Consider the following 19,257-nt stretch of genomic DNA (forward strand, 5'->3'; position numbering starts at 1 on the left):
CTGTTTCATCGCGATATGACATTTTCAGTCACAATCATACATTATCCGTTCACGGATTAAAGATTAATCAAAAGCACATAAAAATCTCTGCATTTGAAGCGACTCATTTCGCTCATTAGCATGATAGACTACGCGCCAATTTATGCATCGAACTTAGCAGGAGATCGCGATGAAAATAGGTATTATTGGCGCCATGGAGCAAGAAGTTGCCCTGCTGCGTTCTCAAATCGAACAGTGTGAAACCATTAAACGCGCTGGCTGTGAAATTTATACCGGTCGTCTAAACGGCGTTGAAGTGGCTTTATTGAAATCCGGTATCGGTAAAGTCGCTGCTGCGCTGGGCACAACGCTATTGCTGGAAACCTGTAAACCCGATGTGATTATTAATACCGGTTCTGCGGGTGGTCTGGCATCGACGCTAAAAGTAGGTGATATCGTGGTATCAGATGAAGTTCGTTATCACGATGCCGATGTCACTGCCTTTGGCTATGAGCCTGGTCAAATGGCGGGCTGTCCGGCCGCTTTCCCGGCAGATCCAAAACTGATTACGCTGGCCGAGCGTTGTATTCAGCAGTGCGATCTGCATGCGGTTCGTGGCCTGATTTGCAGCGGTGATGCCTTTATTAACGGTGCCGAGCCATTGGCACGCATTCGTACCACCTTCCCTTCCGTCATTGCCGTTGAGATGGAAGCCGCGGCTATTGGTCACGTGTGCTATCAATTTGGCACGCCGTTTGTGGTGGTACGCGCTATTTCTGACGTTGCCGATCAGGAATCTCATCTAAGCTTTGATGAGTTTCTGGTATTAGCTGCCCAACAGTCTTCTCTGATGGTTGGCACTATGCTTAAGGCACTGGCAGAACAACAATAATGACCGTTCAGTCTTTATGGCAAAAGTACCTGATAACACCGCTGTTAGTTCTGCTAACGGCGGTTAGTTTGTCAATGGGTTCTCATCAGGCAAAAGCTTCCCCACAGCGGGTTATCAGTCTGGCACCTCATACAACCGAGCTGGCTTATGCCGCCGGAATGGGGGATGTGTTGATCGCCGCCAGTGATTATTCAGACTATCCTCTCGAGGCTAACAAGCTGGAAAAAGTGGCTTCCTGGCAGGGTATCAATCTGGAACGCGTACTGGCGCTAAAGCCCGATCTGATTCTGGCCTGGCGCGGCGGCAACCCACAGAAGGTACTGGATCAGCTATCCGGATTTGGCATTTCGCTGTTCTATTCAGATCCACAAACTATTCAGGAAATTGCGGATAATCTAAACCAGTTAGCCGCCTATAGCCCAAAACCAGAAATAGCCCTACAGGCCGCCGCTAAATTACTGACTGACAAGCAGGCTCTGGAACAGCGCTACCAGCGAAAAGGCGAACCAGTCAGAGTGTTTCTACAATTTAGCAATCAGCCACTGTTTACTGCCTCAGGCAAAACCTTACAGAGTGAAGTCATTTCTCTGTGCGGTGGAAAAAATATCTTTGCCGACAGTCCGGTTCCCTGGCCGCAGGTAAGCCGTGAGCAGGTACTTACCCGCAAACCACAGCTCATTGTTATTGCGGGTGAACAGGAAAAAATTAAAAACGTTCAAACATTCTGGCGCGGTCAGTTAGATATTCCTGTCGTTACCGTTCCGGAAGACTGGTTTAACCGCAGCGGACCAAGGATAATCCAGGCCGCTGAAGTCATATGCCAAAAGATGTCTGAAATATCATCTACACCTTAGATACACCATAGGATTGGAGTACCTGTTATATGTTGGTTTATTGGCTGGATATTCTTGGAACCGCCGTTTTTGCTATTTCTGGCGTGCTATTAGCAGGAAAATTACGCATGGACCCGTTTGGGGTTTTAGTGCTTGGTGTAGTAACGGCAGTCGGCGGTGGAACTATCCGCGATATGGCATTAGCCAATGGCCCGGTATTCTGGGTTAAAGATCCCACCGATTTAGTGGTGGCACTGGTGACCTGTGTATTCACTATTCTGCTGGTTCGCCATCCCCGCAGCCTGCCAAAATGGATCTTACCGGTACTCGACGCCATCGGCCTCGCGGTGTTCGTCGGTATTGGCGTTAACAAAGCTTTTATCGCCGGAACCGGTCCGCTGGTAGCAACCTGCATGGGCGTATTAACCGGCGTTGGTGGCGGTATCATTCGCGATGTACTGGCCCGTGAAATCCCCATGATTCTACGTACCGAAGTCTACGCCACCGCCTGCATCATCGGCGGCTCAGTCCACGCCACCGCCCACTACTACTTCAACCTCGGCCTGGAAGAATCCGGTATGATAGGCATGCTCATCACCCTCACCATCCGCCTGGCCGCCATCCGCTGGAACCTGAAACTCCCAACGTTTAGTTTGGAAAAGTAAGAAATTGAATGAGTAAATCAATTCAATTGAAAAGTGAATCATCAGGAAGTACAGAGGTTGACTTAGATTAAGACAAGGACAGAAAAAAAAGGATGATTCCTGATTGATAACAACATCCGGCGATTCAGGGTTGTTTCTTAGAAAAGTCAATCGTTGGGAGGGATTGCCGTTGGGGTCGACTTGGCGTAAGCCAACGAAGCGCCCCTAGGGAATCCAGGCCCAACGCACTCCGTTTCCAAGTACAGATGGTCTTCCGGCCGCGCTCAATACCAATATAAGCACACGGCCATTACGGCCGGAATATCCCCTGAAGCTAACCTAAAATATCAAACACTAAACGACGATCCACACCCACAAGTGCTCTTCGCATTCGGGTTCTGAATAATAAAGCGGGAACCTTCCAGACCTTCGGTATAGTCAACCGCACCACCCACCAGGTACTGTAGGCTCATTGGATCAACCACCAGAGAAACACCCTGCTTTTCGATAATCATATCGCCGTCGTTGACCTTTTCATCAAAGGTGAAGCCATACTGGAAACCGCTGCAACCGCCACCGGTAATATAAACACGCAGTTTTAATTCAGGATTGCTTTCATCGGCAATCAGCGCCTTTACTTTATTCGCTGCCGCATCGGTAAATTCGAGGGGCAAAGCAGTTGAATCACTCATCAATTGTCTCCGGCTTATCTGGTTCAGACCCGCGACACGGGCGAGTCTAATCATCTTATAATTATCTAATAGTTGACTAAAACGTTCAAGTATTATACGCAGTCGTGCCTCATTCCACAATCAATCAGCAAGAGGCATAAGAAAAATATAGCCCGTAAGCTACGCCTGATTTCCCTATTTTACCACCAACGCCGGTAACAAAATGCGTCAAATTACGCTTTATTTTTGTCTGCTATTACCACCATTTTCACGAGTGACCTGCAAGTTATCGAAACCCTTTGACAAGACTGGTAAAGATTCTAAAGCTGATATTTATCCTCAGTTCTTTTAGAATAGCCGTATATCACCTATTCCGATAACAAGGCAGGAGCCTCTTCATGAGTAAATCAGAAAGTCTATATCTACAGGCCCAGCAGGTCATCCCCGGTGGCGTTAACTCACCAGTACGTGCATTTACTGGCGTGGGCGGTGTACCACTGTTTGTTGAACGTGCTGATGGTGCTTACCTGTATGATGCTGATGGTAAAGCCTATATCGACTATGTTGGCTCATGGGGTCCAATGATCCTTGGTCATAATAATGATGTTATTCGTGACGCGGTCATTGAAGCTGTACAACGTGGTTTAAGTTTTGGCGCGCCAACCGAAATGGAAGTGGAAATGGCAACGCTGGTGACCGAACTGGTTCCATCTATGGATATGGTTCGGATGGTTAACTCCGGTACCGAAGCGACCATGAGCGCTATTCGTCTGGCCCGGGGCTTTACCGGTCGCGATAAGATCATCAAATTTGAAGGTTGCTACCACGGCCATGCTGACTGTCTGCTGGTAAAAGCTGGGTCAGGGGCATTAACGCTAGGCCAGCCAAACTCCCCTGGCGTACCGGCTGATTTTGCCAAACATACCCTGACCTGTACTTATAACGATCTTAATACCGTGCGTGAGGCGTTTGAACAAAACCCTGAGACTATCGCCTGTATTATTGTTGAGCCCGTCGCCGGTAATATGAACTGTATTCCTCCGGCTGCTGACTTCCTGCCGGGTTTGCGTCAACTCTGTGATCAGTACGGCGCACTGTTAATTATCGATGAAGTTATGACCGGTTTCCGCGTGGCTCTGGGCGGTGCTCAGGCTTACTATAACGTAACGCCTGACCTGACCTGCTTAGGTAAAATTATCGGTGGCGGTATGCCAGTCGGTGCATTTGGTGGCCGCCGCGATGTTATGGCTGCACTGGCTCCAACGGGTCCGGTATATCAGGCAGGAACTCTGTCCGGTAACCCGATTGCTATGGCTGCAGGCTATGCCTGTTTAAGTCAGCTTACCGATGTGGGTGTTTACTCACAGTTGGCGGAAAGAACCGAACAACTATCCAATGGCTTGTTGAAAGCGGCGAAAAGACAAGGCATTCCACTGGTAATGAACTACGTTGGCGGTATGTTTGGTATTTTCTTCACGGATGCTGATAGCGTAACCTGCTATCAGGACGTGGTGAAATGCGACGTTGAACGTTTTAAACGTTTCTTCCATTTGATGTTGCAGGAAGGTATCTATCTGGCACCATCAGCATTTGAAGCGGGCTTTATGTCTCTGGCCCATTCAGAGAAAGATATTCAACGCACTATTGATGCCGCTGAACGCTGCTTTGCAAAACTGGCTGCGTAAATCGTGACTATCCGGTGGTATCCCTGATATCACCGGGTTTCCTCATCCCATTCGACAAACTGGTGCTGATGATTCAGGCAGTACTTTACGCCAGCCTTAATGTTTTCTTCCCCTTCATAAGCAACCGCAAAACGAATCCGTTCTCCATCAAAATAGGGAATGGAAGCACAGCCCCCTTTTCCCAATACAACATAATCGACCGAACCGGCACTGGCGATCAATGAATCTGGCCCCATCGCTACAATACGCGCATCATTTCCGGCACTCACCACTCTGGCCCCAGTACCAAAACTGGAAATATGCGAGAGATCGCCTGCGCTGGCAACTTTAGAACTATCACCCACACTGCTAATGCGCGCTCGCATTCCTGCACTGCCTATTTTTACTCCTCGCCCGGAGCTGCTGATTTTGGCTGAATTTCCCGCAGCAGCAATACGCGCCCTGTCCCCTGAACTTCCAACCCGAACATCATGCCCGACACAGCCGACTCGTGCGCCATATCCACAACTGGCAACCTGAGTTGAGTAGCCGGAACTGCTAATCCAGCCATACTCACCACAACTGCCAATCTGGCTATTTACGCCGGAGCTGGCGATTCTTACACTACTGCCGGTACTCCCTATTCGGGCCTCATCACCACTGTTGCTAATCTGGCTGCCGTTATCAATATTCATTACGCTGAAATAGTCTGCGCCACTCGCCTGACGTCCGGCATATTGATTGGCAACGGCTGTTCTGAAATCATTCGGCATTGAAGCGTATTGTGAAGGCAAAGCTGGAGAGAGGGTAACGGTCATCAGTCGGTGGCTTAGCACATCGGCCAGCAGGTCGGTGGCATCGGTTTCCTGCAGAGCAAAGTTCTCTTTCTCCAGCCACAGAGAATAAGCATATTCCACCAGGCTGGTCGCCCAGTCCACATACCCATGTCTAATCAAAGCATTGTGGACATCGGCATAGCGCCCACCGTCAGGAAAATTCCTGAGGAACCAGCGGTAAATTTTCGGGCCCGTTCGCCAGGCCCGTAGCTCTTTACGGGTAATTAGCATCATCAGTGACGGTGATAACCATCAATCATGCATTTGAAGGTTTCTGTTGGTGTACGCCCGGTGGTGCACAGATACAAATGACCAAAAATAAAGAAAATGCTAAACACTGCCAGTAAGAAATGAGCCTGAAGGATCCAGTATCGAATACCGACCTGCTGTAGGCCCAAGGCCTCCGGATAGAGGGAGATCAGCCCTGAAATCAGCAACAGAGGCACCAGCCCATACATTACCCCCAGATAAGCAACCTGCTGTAGCGGATTAAACTTCGAGCGTTGAGTTGCCGGAAATGGATGTTCTTCCCCTTTCATAATGCCAAACAGATAAAAGTTCACCTGCTTTATCGCGCGCCCTAACCAGCCCTGAGGTTTAATCAGGTAGTGGTGACCATTGCCCCCCAGCGCATTAATCAGCACAAAGCCAATCCAGCACGCTAACAATAAGAATCCGCAAATTTCATGCACCCCAACCAGGCTTTTAACCGCTGCAGGAGCCACCAGATTGAAATGATTAATTAAGCCGCTACATAGCAACAGGATAAATAATAGTGCGTTAGACCAGTGCCACAAGCGCACGGCTTTCGAGTAGAGATACACTTTCTCACCGTGGTCGTGCATTTGTCGATTGGCCTGCCTGAAACGTAAAAAAGCATGCAGCGCCAACACCAACAGCATACCCACTAACGCTATTCCGGCAATCACCAGCCATACTGGCCAGAACTCCGGTGTAAACACCGGGATATAGAGACTAAGCTGGGACTGGAATTGTTCGGCATTTGGCATCGCGTTCATACACTATCCTTTTTAATCAGATGTTGACCAAAACGGCGATAAAGATGAGGAGCACCAGCACCTTTTAATTGGTACTCATAATATTTATTATTTTTTAGCCAGTTCTGTACCACTTCGCTATCTTCACGGCCAAAAATTAACGCGTTCTGTGGACACACGTTAACGCAAATAGGGGCAAAACCTTTTGCCAGTCGGGATTCAGCACAGAAATCACACTTGTCCGCCACTTTGGTTACCGGATTAAGGTAACGAACCTGATAAGGGCACGCGCCAATGCAGTAACTGCATCCAATACAGCGTTGTGTATCTACCCGTACAATTCCCCGATCGTCCCTCCATGAGGCTCCCGTTGGGCAAACGTCAATACAGGGTGCATCTTCACAATGCTGACAGGATTGACGGAAAAAGTGATATTGGGTTTCGTTTTCATTGTCCGAAACCGGAATGTGGGCAATGGATAAACGGCTTCCCCGATCGGGAACATGATTCACTTTGCGACAGGCTCGGGCACACAGGTTACAGCCGTTGCACAGGGTTTCATCATGAATCATGGCGTAACGAACCTGACTGGTTTTGTTTGATGCCGCAAGTAAGCTTTGGCCCGGGCCGGAGAAAAATATAACCGTGCCCATACCGATGACAAATTTACGCCGTGTGTAGGTCATCTGCTAATCCCCTGATTCTGTTGGCTGCAGTATCCCGGCATCATCCATAACGTTAACAATGCATTGCTCATCTCTCTTTCTCCGCCATTCTCTATTTCTAATGTGATGAAATAGCAAGGTACTGCTTATGAATAATGACCTGAATCTTCTGTTTTTTAATTGTCATTACACCCTGTAACCCATACGCAATGTTGTACTACCCGACTGCTGCCATACGTTATGGGTTTTGAAACTGCTCGACTTCTAACCACTCACACAGCCCGTAAGCTTTTCCGTAACTCATAAACCGCTCGCTAAACAGGTACGCTTGCCCGTCAGATGAGGCTACCGGCCTGATATCTGCGTAATCAGGATGGGTGTCAATCGCGGTCAACGCGGCTTCAATCTGTTCCGGTTCAAAGCAGTAAGGAGACTGAGCCAACATCGCAACCTTGTAGGGGCGAGGATAGGTTTCACACTCAAACCTCACCGCTTGTGCAATAGTTCGGCAAATATCTTTCTCAATCACCAGCACACACATGTTGGCGTAGTTCACCGAAATACTTTGGGATGAATAGTAGTAATCATCCTGGGTTCCGACGCTGAGCATAATGTCGGCAAATGCCTCGGTATGCCCAATCTCTTCCAGTACTTTCGCCAGATCCGGCTCTGTCATCGAGTAAGGCGGTGCCAGCAACATACTACGAGCCACCAGCGCACCGGTGATCGAACTCTGCCGGATAAAATCGGCCACTACATTAGCAGGAGAATCTTGCTGTTCAGCCAACTGTTGTTGTGCTGATTCAATATCCTGCTGACGAACTCCGGCTTCATCCCCTATTACGGTTATCCAGCGTCGTTTACCGCTATCAATCACCTCTGCAACCGTACTATCGACGGCGCTTTCATTGATTAAAGTGAGGTTTTCAGTCGATTCCCGCATATTTCCACCGTTCTGGTTTAAGGCAACAGGTTCAGTGAAGCCAAATCCGTAGCCACATCTTCCATACCTAAACGATGCAACGTCTCTTTCGTTGGGCACCCTAATTCCGGATCCCAACCCATTTCGGTGTAGAACATGGTGAATGCTTTATGCATATCTTCCCTGTCCATTTTGTCAGTACCTTCAGTAAATACCGGGATTTGCGGATCCTTATTAAACACCCATGAGCAGATCTGATCGTGTTCATTACGCATATCCATGGTTTGCATCAGCTTCACGGTATAGGCCCGATGCAGAGTGAAAATACGCTCGGCGGCTAAATCCAGACTTTCCTGTGTTGTTTCATCACCGGTTATCGCCTGAAAGAATTTGGCTTCCAACGCTAAATCGCCCCGGTAATTACGGCTCTTCAGTGGCGAAACCGTCATTGGCCATACCCAGTTACATAAGGTGACTGCGTTGTGTAAACAGACTTTTAGTAAGGTCCACTTGGCATACTTAATTTTGGCCTGGTTAATCGGGGTATAGTTTTTGGTTTCGTCATAGGCATCTTCAGAGCCAAACAGCTCTGCGGCCACTTCCCGCTGTAACTTGAGCGGCAAACCTGAGCCAATAAAGTTGATATGGGTGTGGGTCATACAGTCACGGTTAAACATACAGTTGGTGATGGCACCGACCTGTGCTGAAGCCTCATTTGCATGGTGAACCGGAAAACCAAACGGAGACCACAGTTTATTTTTGGCGTAAGCCCAATACTCTTCGCCCAGATTCCAGCGTTCAGCAATTGCATAAGATCCGTCCGCCAGATGGCTCAGCTCTCCGGTGCGGTGAGCAAGGCGATGATAGAAGTCTTTAATGAAATTAGGATCGCCATCTTCTAACTGATCCCAGCGAATTTCGGCATACTCTTCTGCCGGTAGAACCCGTTTGAAAACCCCTTTGGTGTAGCAATAGGTAAAGTCACGATGCAGCTGACCATAGTTACACCAGATGCCATAATCATCGAACAGATTAAGCCCCACCAGATTGCCAATAACGCTCCCGTCCCCTTTATCGTCAAAGTCTTTAGGACCTTTTGGGAAGATGGTGGTATGAACAAAGTTAGCCACGCAGGTGTTACCCCCGGTGGTCGGTACGCCAAAATCTTTCACCCGGGGAATATTCAACTGGGACATACAGCGAATCGGGCAAGAGTGACAGCCGCTCATTTTTACCGTGTATTTTTCTGCTGCCGGCCCCAGATCAAACACGGACTTATAGGTTCGAAATCCCACGGTGTTTTGATTACCCGGTGGTATTTCGCCGGTTTCAATTGGACCACCTTCTGCCGCTCCCCAATACAAGCCTTTACGTGCAGTCCAGCGGGAACCGGGTGATGAATACTCAGCCCATGCCTGCGGTGTACTTGGCACCACATGGTTGTTATTGGCACCAATTAATTCGGTCATCATATAATCGTTAAGACGCTTCATCTCCAGACGGTCAGCTACCTTGACTCCTTTGGTGCCTTCAACCGCAATGGCCTTCAAATTCTTCGAGCCCATAATGGCACCGGTACCCGCACCACCGCTGTGGTTACGGCTATTCAGCATGCAAGAGAGCGGCACCAGATTTTCACCGGCCTGGCCGATAGCCGCAACGCAGGTTTCAGAACCCGCAATCCGGCAGATCTCTTCGGTAGTTGCTCTGGTGCCTTTACCCCACAAGAAATCAGCTTTTTCAATGGTGACTTTATCGTCTTTGATATTGATCCATACCGGGGAGCTGGCTTTGCCCTCAATAATAATTCCGTCATAACCGGCAAACTTCATCTGCGCAGCGAAAAAGCCCCCCATATGGGCATCAACGACCAGATTGCCTTTGGTAAAGGTAGAAAGAGAGGTGATATTGACGCGGGAACTACATGGCGCTCCCGATCCGGTAAGAGGACCGACGGCAAACACCAGTTTATTGGCTTCATCAAAGGGTTTGGTTCCGGCAGGGACCTCGTCATACATAATTTTGTAGCCAATTCCCATGCCACCAACAAATTTCTTATATTTGCTGGTGTCTTCTACGCTAATCTCTCCTGAAGAGAGGTTAATTCTTAAGATGTTACCCATCCAACCATTAGCCATGATGTTTTCCTTAGAGCACATAAATCAAAAGGAGCTGTTTTCGGATGCAGCCGATTAAACAGTGATATCTTTCCACTCAATGATCTTTAATGCCCCGGTCGGGCAGGCATTAGCGCATTCACCACACAAAATACATTTTGATGATTTCTTGGTTTCTGTATTTACGGTGGCCATCATCCATGGACAGGCTGTGGTGCAGGCACTGCATCCAATACAACGTTTATGATCGACGGCAATACAGCCCTCTTTTTCGTTATAAGAGATAGCGCCAATAGGACAGACTTTCAGACATTGAGGGTCTTTACACTGTCTGCAGGTATCCGCTGTGTAATTTAAATCACCAAACAGGCCGCCGCCGGAGCCGACGCCGTTATCACCAAAGAAGTAGTGACGGTGGATTTTAATACGGGAGAAAAAGGTACCAACGGAGCCGTCATTGAAGGTAGTGCAGGAGGTTTCACAGCGATGACAACCGGTACATCGTGCTCTTTGTGTTACCAGCACCCCTTTTGGCGTTGTTATTAAGCCAACCGTACCGTTATCAACATCCTCTTGTTTACAACCAAAAAGGGATAACAGAGAAGGAGCTATTGCCAATCCGGTAAGACCTTTACCTGAGATACGTAAAAACTCGAGTCGTGTTAAACCCATTGCTAACAATGGGCGTTCAGCATTATTAGGCATTTAATTCACATCCTCTTCCGTACTCGCTTAAATAACAACGCTATTAAAATTATTTTTATAAAATCGGAAAGAAATTTAATACCTCTAAGTGGGTATCTGGTTTTAATAATCACCCCCTTTATGATAATAATCCGTGATCGTTATCAATTAAAAAACAATAACCATAATAAAAATAAGGTTATTGATTTTCATTATCATTTGAAAAAATTAAAAAAGAATGATGAAAGTAATTTGATATATTTTTTAATTATATAAAAGCGTTGTAATTAAAAAATTTAAATGAATAACATAACGATAAGTTAAGCCACCTAAAAAGAACAAGAAAAGTATTTAAAAATAAATAGGTGTTTTAGTGGCGTAAAATTAGATTATACAGAGTAAAAATCAATATATTTTGCCGTCATCAATGATGTTAAATTCATTTATTCTTATCACTTAATCGTTATGAATAAATTTATATAACGATGAATAATAATTACTGTTTAATAGCCATTGTTCAGGAAACGGCAAATAGCTCAGTTAACATAAATATAAAATTATCTGCTCCCATTAAATACCAGACCTACTAAACAGACCAGATAGTGGTAAACTCCATGCCCATTATCTCTTTTTCACTCTATCTGACCATATGAACAAACTTGCCACTCTGTGCGGCGTGATTGCAATCTTACTGTGGAGTATGAGCGTAGCGTTAACCCGTAGCATCTCAGAAGCCTTAGGCCCTTTTGGTGCTGGCGCCGCAATATATAGCGTAAGTGGCTTGCTGGTGTTATGTGTAATTGGCCTGCCAAAAATCAGAGAGCAGCGTCTTGCCTACCTTTGGGGCTGCGGTGCACTGTTTGTTATTTATATGGTCTGCTTCGCTCTGGCGATTGGTATGGCTGGCAATCGCGCCCAAACGTTAGAGATTGGATTAATCAATTACCTTTGGCCAAGCCTGACTCTGGCGTTTGCCCTGCCGCTATTAAAAGTAAAAGCCCGCTGGTGGTTATGGCCGGGAATATTGCTGGCGTTTTGCGGTGTTGTTTGGGTGGTGAGCGGCGGTACACTCAGCCTTCAGCAGTTTATTACTCATGCAGGGGAGAACCCTATTGCTTATCTACTGGCGCTAATTGCGGCGTTGTCATGGGCGCTTTATTCTAATCTGGTAAGAATATACTGTCAGGGAAAAGGCGTTTTACCACTATTCTTGCTGGCTACCTCAGTCTGTCTGTGGGGAATGACATTTGCTTTTTCCGAGCTTCCAACAACCCTACCCACTACAGCAACGCTGCTGGAATTGCTGCTGATGGGTGGAACCACTGCCGTTGCTTATCTCTGCTGGGATATGGCGATGCGTCAGGGAAACATGACGCTGGTAGCCGCGCTCTCCTACTTTACGCCGCTGTTCTCTATTCTGATTGCCAGCCTATGGCTTAGTACCTGGCCGGGTAATGGGTTTTGGTCCGGACTAGTGATGGTTATCTTAGGTTCTCTGCTTTGCTGGTCAGCCAGCAGGAATAAAATAACCAAACGTTAACGTCCGGCAATGAATTCGCGATAACCTTTTAAAGCCTCAAGAAAGTCTTCCACACCACAGCAGGAGAGGCTTTCTTCATCGTAATAAAACATACCATCTTCCATTTCATCACCTTCCAGATCGATTTGGTTGGCACGTACAATCACCTCTTCGCCATCCAGCCACAATGTATATTCATGACCAATTTTTTGCCACTGCCGCTCACTGCCACGAACCTGCTGTATAGCCAGCTCAACTTCATCCAACATAGCTAAATTACCTTTCACTTCTTCATTTAACCAGTGGCCGATAGCCTCATGTCCCATGGAGAAAGTAGCAAAGACTTGACCAGTGACGTCGAGCCTGAGTTCATAGTCCATAATATGCTCCTGTCGCGGTGCGATTTCCGTTAGTTTTGCCACGGGATAATCCCGTGGTTGATGTCTCTATAATAGTCATGGAATGGGGTGACGTACTATGATCTTTTTTGGGTATTGCTATGTCAGGGATAAATTACAGTGGGAAATACTGTTATCAGCTTTCGTAGACATTTCGCTCGGAAGGCCATTTGCACTACGGAGCACCTCTCTTCTTGATTCGCGTTCTGAAAAGCCTTTTATGTAAAAAACCACGCCCTGAGGCGTGGTTCTATTTTGGAACTGAGTGCTATCAAACAGCCGTTTGGAAAATTACGCCTTCGGCTTTTTTGGTGTACTCGTTTAACTGGTCGAAGTTCAGGTAGCGGTATGTGTCGTCCGCCGTTTTATCGACTTCAGCCATGTAGCCAAGATACTCTTCTACCGTTGGCAAACGACCAAGCAGTGCAGCGACTGCTGCCAGCTCGGCGGAGGCCAGATAGACGTTAGCACCATTACCTAAGCGGTTCGGGAAGTTACGTGTAGATGTGGATACCACAGAAGCACCTTCGTTAACCCGCGCCTGGTTACCCATACACAGTGAACAACCCGGCATTTCAATACGTGCTCCGCTTTGCCCAAAGATGCTGTAATAACCCTCTTCGCTTAACTGGGTTGCATCCATCTTGGTTGGTGGTGTAACCCACAGGCGGGTAGGAAGTTTACCTTTCACTTTTTCCAGTAACTTACCGGCAGCACGGAAGTGGCCGATATTGGTCATACATGAACCGATGAACACTTCATCAATCTTGTCGCCGGTCACCTCAGACAGCAGACGGGCATCGTCCGGATCGTTTGGTGCACACAGGATAGGCTCTTTGATTTGGTTCAGATCGATTTCCAGTACTGCGGCATATTCTGCATCAGCATCGGCTTCCAGCAGTTGAGGATCCGCTAACCAACTCTCCATCGCTTCAATACGACGACCAATCGTGCGCTCATCGCCATAGCCTTCGGCAATCATCCACTTCAGCATCACGATATTTGATCTCAGGTACTCTTCCACCGGCTCTTTGTTTAGCTTGATGGTACAACCTGCGGCTGAACGTTCTGCTGAGGCGTCGGCCAGCTCAAAGGCTTGCTCTGCTTTCAGGTCTGGTAATCCTTCAATCTCCAGAATACGACCAGAGAAGATATTCTTCTTACCCTGTTTCTCTACGGTCAGCATACCTTGCTGAATGGCATAGTAAGGAATCGCATGCACTAAATCCCGCAGAGTAATACCCGGCTGCATTTTACCGGTGAAGCGCACCAGTACTGATTCTGGCATATCCAGAGGCATCACCCCTGTTGCCGCAGCAAAGGCTACCAGGCCTGAACCCGCAGGGAAGGAAATACCAATTGGGAATCGGGTATGGGAGTCAGCACCGGTACCAACGGTATCCGGCAGTAACATGCGGTTTAACCATGAGTGAATGATGCCATCGCCCGGACGCAGAGAAACACCGCCGCGGTTCATAATAAAATCAGGCAGTGAGTGGTGCATCTGAACATCGACCGGCTTCGGATAAGCAGCGGTATGACAGAATGACTGCATCACTAAATCGGCGGAGAAACCAAGACAGGCTAAATCTTTCAGCTCATCACGAGTCATACCACCGGTAGTATCTTGTGACCCTACTGAAGTCATCTTCGGCTCACAGTACTCTTTAGGGCGCACGCCCTTCACACCGCAGGCTTTACCCACAATTTTCTGTGCCAAAGTATAACCTTTGCTGGAAGCATCAGCGGATTGCGCCTGAACAAACACGTCGCTGCGTGGTAGACCCAATGACTCTCTGGCTTTGGTGGTTAAACCACGTCCGATAATTAATGGAATACGACCACCGGCACGCACTTCATCTAACAGAACATCCGTTTTCAGTGTAAACGTTGCCAGTAGTTCATTGTTATCGTGGCGACGAATCTCACCTTTCACCGGATAGATATCAATCACATCACCGGTATTCAGTTTAGAAACATCAACGTCTTCAACCGGCAGAGCACCGGCATCTTCCATAGTGTTAAAGAAAATAGGTGCAATCTTGCCGCCTAACACCACACCGCCGCCCCGTTTGTTTGGTACAAATGGAATATCATCACCCATAAACCATAAAACGGAGTTCGTGGCTGACTTACGGGAAGAACCGGTGCCCACTACGTCACCAACATAAACCAGCGGAAAGCCTTTTTGCTTCAGCTCTTCCAGTTTTTTGATTGGGCCTACTTTTCCTGGCTCATCCGGCACAATACCGTCACGAGGGTTTTTCAGCATCGCCAACGCGTGCAGAGGGATATCAGGACGTGACCAGGCATCAGGCGCTGGTGATAAGTCATCGGTATTGGTTTCACCACTGACTTTAAAAACGGTCATGGTTAGCTTATCGGCTAACGGCGGGCGAGAAAGGAACCATTCTGCATCTGCCCAGGACTTCATAATCTGTTGAGCGTATTTATTTCCTGCTTTAACTTTTGCTTCAACATCATAGAAGTTATCAAACATTAATAGGGTATGAGATAAGCCTTTTACCGCAATCGGCGCCAGCTTTTCATCATCCAGTGCATCAATCAGCGGCTGGATATTATATCCACCCTGCATAGTAGCCAGTAGCTCAATGGCCTTTTCTGGTGAAATCAGAGGTGATGTTGCTTCACCTTTAACAATGGCAGCCAAAAAACCAGCTTTAACATAAGCGGCTTCATCTACACCCGGCGGTACGCGATTAGTTAACAGATCGAGAAGAAAGGCTTCTTCTCCAACAGGTGGATTTTTTAGTAACGTCACCAAACCGGCCATTTGCTCAGCATTCAACGGTTTTGGCACAATGCCTTCGGCACTACGCTCGGCAACGTGTTTACGGTATTCATCTAGCACGACGACTTCCCCCACTATCATTGTTATATTAAGCAGTGAACTTTATAGCGTTAAAGACCACAATTTTGTTAATCAGCGGTATATTCTCACTTCGGATAAATTGCACCAGCACACGCCGTTAGCCTAGTGATATACCTGCAATTTGTTAATCTAATCACACTAAGTCTATATGCACATTATGGTCTTTATGAAGCAAATTACGCCTTGCTCCAAACTACCCTAACCGGCCCCATCGAGTATAGTATTTTATTACATTTTTTTTACATTTTCGCAAAAAAAATAGCATTAGTTTTTCCAGGGGTAATCGGGTATATTTGAAGCTTGTTACATCATTCAAGCAAGGATGCAGGAATGAACCTCAAACGGGGTTTAAAACCCTATCATTACATACTGTTATTTATTGTTATCACTATCATTTTGTTGGTGATAGCACGCTTCTCGCTTTACCATATTAATGCCGATATTTATCATCCTGCTGGTGAAGTTGAATTGCCACTACATGAAGTCGAATCGGAAGTTGAATGGAATCCAATGCTCTCCTCTCTGGAGTTTGGCCTGCACTATCTGTTCATCGTGTTGATCTCCATTGGCTCCCTGCTTTCCATGTTCTTCTTTTTTAGCTTTAAAGATGAAGGGAGTTAAAGCGTCAGGGCTCATCGAAACAGAAAAAACACAATGATAGAGGCCTGTGCAATCCAGTTGCCATTCCCTTTGCTGTTTTCTGCTTGCTCTATTTATTTGCTTATAAATAAAAAAAACCTCTGGCACCGATAGCACCAGAGGTTCACCACTCCTATGAGAAAGTAGCCACTAAGTTTACGCTCTCTGCCGTGGCCAAAACAGAGAACGTTATTAACTACAAAACGGCTTAGTTAACCTTTCCGGAACGACTGAAGCGTTTACCATCATGGCTCTGGCTGCGAACAGACACATCACCCTTCACTTCTGGTTTCGCGCTGTCATCATAACGTTTCCAGCTCTTACCGTTATCGGTGGTGTATTGGATAATGACTCCTGGTAGCGCAACGTTTGCTTCCAGTTTGCCATTAACCACTTTTGCACCCGGTACCGGTAAGCGATAAGCAACACCGGCTTTATCCAGTTTAGCCAGTTCACGCTGACCAACGATGTTGGCAAAACGGATCCAGTCGTTATGCAATGCCGCTTTATCAACAAATGTGGTTTCGCCACCTTTGAACTCTTTACCCTTCTGGTAATCCATCTCCCATGCAGCACGGTGCCATGCGCGTTCTGCCAGTGGCATCATACGAGGATAGATCATGTACTCCATTTGGTTATCGGTACGCACCACTTCGCTCCAGAGTTGTCCGGAGATACCATAAGCTCCCGGCCACTCTTTATCGCTCTTAGCGGCAAACGCATTGCCATCACGGTCAACGGAGGTTTCTGCGTTTTGCGGTAAGTTGTTTGGTGCAAAGCTAAATATCTTACGCTCATCGCTAAAACGTGTGCCCCAGTAGTAACCGCTCTCTTGCGGGTTCACTTCATACGGGAAGTCCAGGTAGACATAATCCGGGTTAGAGATAACCACTTCATAGCCTTTATTTGCCCAGTCGTTAGCTGAGTCAAAACCGCCCCAGTACAGGGTGTCCCAGAAGTTAACCCCAACACGTTTGGTAGCAAACGCTTTAGAATCTTTAGCGTCCTTCAGGCCATCCTGCCATGCCTGCATTCTTTCAATGCCGTGAGCATTAACCAGTTTGCTGACTTCTTGTGCGAAGTGACTTGGCAGATGTTCATAATCTTCAATTTTGCCCTCTTTGATCATCGTCTGACATACCTGAGATTTAGCCCAAGGTTTGTCCTCTTTACTCTGATCGATAGTGCCTTTAAATGCTTCTTTCTTCTCTGCATTCAGATCCTGATAACCCGCGCCTAAACGAATGTTTTTCGCTTCGTCACCGCCGAAGTGCCAAGTACCGATTGGTTGACCGGCTTCTTTATGCATCGCAGCAACTTCACCAATCACTTTATCCACAAAACGCTTGGATGAATCCAGACATGGGTTCAGGTAGCTCATGCGGTTATAGAACTGAACGGAAGTCGTATTAGAGGTATCGGTTGGATCCAGCAGGCGGAACTCATTTGCCTCTTTCTCTTTACCTTCTTTCATCAGGCGATCGTGACGCGCTTCCATTGAAACAATGGCAGCACGGGCGTGAGCCGGCATATCAATTTCAGGGATCACTTCGATCTGGCGAGCGTTAGCATATTTAACAATCTCGATATAGTCGGCACGAGTGAAGTGACCGCTACCGTTATTGTTGCTATCCGGACCTGAACCTAACTGAGGTAACAGGCAGCTCTTCTCATCCAGATCGTGACAACGCTTACTGCCCACATCCGTCAACTCTGGCAGCCCAGGGATCTCAATACGCCAGCCTTCATCATCACTTAAGTGGAAGTGGAATTTGTTTAACTTGTAGGTCGCCATTTGATCTAACAGGCGCAGTACTGCTGGCTTGGTATGGAAGTTACGTCCCACATCAAGGAAGATCGCACGGTATTCAAAACGTGGCGCATCTTTGGCATCCAGCGTAGCAATTTTCTTACCGCCATCAGCAGGTAACAGGGAAAGAATCGATTGCAGACCATAGAACACACCGGCCTGATCGTATGCAGTGATTTCAGCCCCTTTCTCACCGATTTTCAGTTCATAGGCGCCTGAAACTGCCATCGGACCTTTAAACGCATCCGCAGAAATTGCCGCTTTTATCGGGTAACCAGAGGCATTGGTAGCAACACCCAACGCTTTAAAGTGCTTCAGCACAACGTCGGTGGCGGTTTTATCCAGATCTTTGGCTTCCAGAGAGATGCCTTTACTCAGATCCACATCTTTCTCATGAACTTTCACTTCCATTGGTGTTGGAATGATTTGTCCACGCAGATCCGCAGCAGGCAGAACTTTTACATCCGCGTTTTTATCAAAACGGTTAGCGGTGTTCATCAGGATATTATGGTCGTCTTTAGTACGTTTCCATACATCGCCATAGTCTTCACCAGCCAGTGGCTCGCTGAATTTACTTAAATCTTCTGTGTCAGTGCTGGCGATAACTTTTGCTTTCGCGCCTTCAGACGTTGCATACCAACGCGGTATCGCGTCAGTTCTAAAGATCTGCCAGTATTCTGCGATAATTGGAATTTCTACGGCTTTATTTTCAGGAAAAGAGGTGAACTTATCGGTTGGTTCTAACTTATGTAAGTCACCGGTTACCAGACTAATTTTGAACTGGTCGTTATCAACCCGCAGAATCTGACGAATACTATGGAAATAGATCGCCCAATCTTTACCTTTAATTTCTGCTGAAGGGTTTGTTAGTGTTAGCGTCAGCTTAGTACAAGATGCCCAGTCGGCGCCCAGCGCACTACAATCTACGCCGTGCTCGGCCGCCAGATTATCAACAATCTTGTAATTAACTTTAAGATGGCTCAACTGGTCGACGATTTTTTGGTCCGCATTAGCGCTACCAACAAAACCGCAGGTGGCGGCTAAGACTGCAAGGGTACTTAGTTTGAACTTATTCATGCTTATCTTGCTCCAT

At 47.2% G+C, this 19,257-nt stretch carries 16 protein-coding genes; 6 read left to right on the forward strand and 10 right to left on the reverse strand.

The features are described from left to right. The first annotated feature begins 169 nt into the window (after nucleotides 1–169). From mtnN to EKN56_RS13475, 3 genes are read left to right on the forward strand one after another with little or no spacing between them, the layout of a single operon-like run. Entirely contained in the window at nucleotides 170–871 is a 702-nt protein-coding gene (gene mtnN, locus EKN56_RS13465) for a 5'-methylthioadenosine/S-adenosylhomocysteine nucleosidase (RefSeq protein ID WP_130592251.1), read from the forward strand. Next, nucleotides 871–1,725: a vitamin B12 ABC transporter substrate-binding protein BtuF gene (gene btuF / locus EKN56_RS13470; RefSeq protein WP_130592252.1), complete on the forward strand. Its 855-nt coding sequence runs from the start codon at nucleotides 871–873 to the stop codon at nucleotides 1,723–1,725. Before mtnN ends, btuF begins: the two co-directional genes overlap by 1 nt. Nucleotides 1,726–1,754: 29 nt before the next feature. Then, nucleotides 1,755–2,369, forward strand: coding sequence for a TRIC cation channel family protein (locus EKN56_RS13475; RefSeq protein WP_130592253.1), 615 nt, complete (start codon nucleotides 1,755–1,757; stop codon nucleotides 2,367–2,369). Nucleotides 2,370–2,695: 326 nt separating this feature from the next. Here EKN56_RS13475 and erpA read toward each other — a convergent pair whose 3' ends face one another. Beyond that, complete coding sequence (gene erpA / locus EKN56_RS13480; RefSeq protein ID WP_108900121.1) at nucleotides 2,696–3,040, reverse strand: iron-sulfur cluster insertion protein ErpA; 345 nt, start codon at nucleotides 3,038–3,040, stop codon at nucleotides 2,696–2,698. A gap of 377 nt (nucleotides 3,041–3,417) precedes the next feature. Here erpA and hemL point away from each other — a divergent pair, with 377 nt between their 5' ends. After that, nucleotides 3,418–4,704, forward strand: a complete 1,287-nt coding sequence (gene hemL / locus EKN56_RS13485) for a glutamate-1-semialdehyde 2,1-aminomutase (RefSeq protein ID WP_130592254.1) — start codon at nucleotides 3,418–3,420, stop codon at nucleotides 4,702–4,704. A 29-nt stretch (nucleotides 4,705–4,733) separates the two neighbouring features. Here the strand turns inward: hemL and EKN56_RS13490 are convergent, their stop codons facing one another. The 6 genes from EKN56_RS13490 to EKN56_RS13515 form a co-directional block, all read right to left on the reverse strand. Next, a complete protein-coding gene (locus tag EKN56_RS13490) occupies nucleotides 4,734–5,753 on the reverse strand; it encodes a hypothetical protein (protein ID WP_130592255.1) in 1,020 nt (339 codons plus the stop codon). Continuing rightward, a complete protein-coding gene (gene phsC / locus EKN56_RS13495; protein ID WP_130592256.1) occupies nucleotides 5,753–6,538 on the reverse strand; it encodes a thiosulfate reductase cytochrome B subunit in 786 nt (261 codons plus the stop codon). Before phsC ends, EKN56_RS13490 begins: the two co-directional genes overlap by 1 nt. Beyond that, complete coding sequence (locus tag EKN56_RS13500) at nucleotides 6,535–7,203, reverse strand: 4Fe-4S dicluster domain-containing protein (protein WP_130592257.1); 669 nt, start codon at nucleotides 7,201–7,203, stop codon at nucleotides 6,535–6,537. The genes phsC and EKN56_RS13500 overlap by 4 nt, the downstream gene beginning before the upstream one ends. A 217-nt stretch (nucleotides 7,204–7,420) precedes the next feature. Next, complete coding sequence (locus EKN56_RS13505) at nucleotides 7,421–8,125, reverse strand: YdhW family putative oxidoreductase system protein (RefSeq protein ID WP_130592258.1); 705 nt, start codon at nucleotides 8,123–8,125, stop codon at nucleotides 7,421–7,423. A gap of 17 nt (nucleotides 8,126–8,142) precedes the next feature. Next, the gene (locus tag EKN56_RS13510; RefSeq protein ID WP_130592259.1) at nucleotides 8,143–10,242 is read right to left on the reverse strand and encodes an aldehyde ferredoxin oxidoreductase; all 2,100 of its coding nucleotides are present in this window, start codon (nucleotides 10,240–10,242) and stop codon (nucleotides 8,143–8,145) included. A gap of 54 nt (nucleotides 10,243–10,296) precedes the next feature. Further along, nucleotides 10,297–10,926, reverse strand: a complete 630-nt coding sequence (locus EKN56_RS13515) for a ferredoxin-like protein (protein ID WP_130592260.1) — start codon at nucleotides 10,924–10,926, stop codon at nucleotides 10,297–10,299. A gap of 628 nt (nucleotides 10,927–11,554) precedes the next feature. Between EKN56_RS13515 and yddG the strand changes: the two genes are divergently transcribed. Then, a complete protein-coding gene (gene yddG / locus EKN56_RS13520; RefSeq protein ID WP_130592261.1) occupies nucleotides 11,555–12,445 on the forward strand; it encodes an aromatic amino acid DMT transporter YddG in 891 nt (296 codons plus the stop codon). Here yddG and EKN56_RS13525 read toward each other — a convergent pair. Together EKN56_RS13525 and acnB are read right to left on the reverse strand one after the other, a co-directional pair. After that, a complete protein-coding gene (locus EKN56_RS13525) occupies nucleotides 12,442–12,804 on the reverse strand; it encodes a YacL family protein (RefSeq protein ID WP_130593707.1) in 363 nt (120 codons plus the stop codon). The two genes, yddG and EKN56_RS13525, sit on opposite strands and share 4 nt — an antisense overlap. A 289-nt stretch (nucleotides 12,805–13,093) precedes the next feature. Then, nucleotides 13,094–15,694 carry a bifunctional aconitate hydratase 2/2-methylisocitrate dehydratase gene (gene acnB / locus EKN56_RS13530; RefSeq protein ID WP_130592262.1) on the reverse strand — a complete coding sequence of 867 codons (2,601 nt, stop codon included), beginning with the start codon at nucleotides 15,692–15,694 and terminating at the stop codon, nucleotides 13,094–13,096. A gap of 351 nt (nucleotides 15,695–16,045) precedes the next feature. Here acnB and EKN56_RS13535 point away from each other — a divergent pair, with 351 nt between their 5' ends. Continuing rightward, nucleotides 16,046–16,336, forward strand: coding sequence for a hypothetical protein (locus EKN56_RS13535; RefSeq protein ID WP_130592263.1), 291 nt, complete (start codon nucleotides 16,046–16,048; stop codon nucleotides 16,334–16,336). A gap of 226 nt (nucleotides 16,337–16,562) precedes the next feature. On the opposite strand, the gene EKN56_RS13540 is transcribed toward EKN56_RS13535, so the two are convergent. Beyond that, the gene (locus tag EKN56_RS13540) at nucleotides 16,563–19,241 is read right to left on the reverse strand and encodes a family 20 glycosylhydrolase (RefSeq protein ID WP_130592264.1); all 2,679 of its coding nucleotides are present in this window, start codon (nucleotides 19,239–19,241) and stop codon (nucleotides 16,563–16,565) included. Nucleotides 19,242–19,257 lie beyond the last annotated feature (16 nt).

The organism is Limnobaculum zhutongyuii (assembly GCF_004295645.1).
GTDB classification, from domain to species: domain Bacteria; phylum Pseudomonadota; class Gammaproteobacteria; order Enterobacterales; family Enterobacteriaceae; genus Limnobaculum; species Limnobaculum zhutongyuii.